Annotated in this window: 1 protein-coding gene; it reads right to left on the bottom strand. The window is 49.2% G+C overall.

The window, feature by feature from the left end:
• The coding region (locus tag R7Z77_RS24485) for a Na+/H+ antiporter NhaC family protein (RefSeq protein WP_318136945.1) at positions 1-920 on the bottom strand (920 nt) is incomplete at both ends.

Below are 920 nucleotides of genomic sequence, written 5' to 3' on the forward strand. Positions count from 1 at the left end.
AAGAAGAAAATCGCGGTTGCAACAATACCAATCAACGCATAAGGAAACTGTGTGGTTGCGTGTTGCATTGCTGTACAGCCCGAACCTTGTGCAGATAACACGGTTGAGTCACTAAAGAAACAAGAGTGGCTCCCTGCCGCTGATGCTGAAAGCAGCGCTGCAACGGTTAAGTGTAGAGGCACACCAAGCTGTTCGCCCAAAGGTAGAACAATTGGCATCGCTACTGCAAACGTTCCCCAAGACGATGCCGTTGCAAATACCAACGCGCCCGTAATCATAAAGATAATCGCCGGGAAGTAAGACGCTGACAGGTAAGGGCTGACGGTCTCAATGACATACTGCGTGACGCCCAATGAGTCGTTGACCGATTTCAACATGAAACCACCAATAACGGTCGCAAGCGGCAGTAGCATAACCTTAATGCCATCATAAACAGCTTCGAACATATCGTTCATCGAAATCAGTTTTTGTGCGCCGTAGAAGCTAATGGTGAAGATCAGTGCGACGAAAACCCCCGCCAGTAGGTCGATACCAAAGTACCAGCTGGCAGCAACGAGGACGATCATCGGTAAAAGGAAGTTGATCAGACCCATTGTCGGATTGGTGTGCGCAGAAACTTCAGAACCAAAGTCCACATCGGTTGCGCCGTCTGGACGAACTTGACCATTCTTCGCACGCTCTTCTGCTTTTTTCATTGCGCCGAGGTCAGGGATTTTTTCCATCGCAACGAGTAAAACAATGACCAAGGTTACCCAGCCGTAAGCCATGTAAGGAATTGCTTGCATGTACGTCTGAATGCCTTGACCTGCTTCTGCGACGCCGTTTGCTTCTAGCAGTGAGCTAAAGAAGATGGCCCAAGTGGAAATCGGCACCAGAATACAGATAGGCGCTGCGGTTGAATCCACGAGATAAGAGAGCTT

The organism is Vibrio sp. 1401, assembly GCF_033340295.1.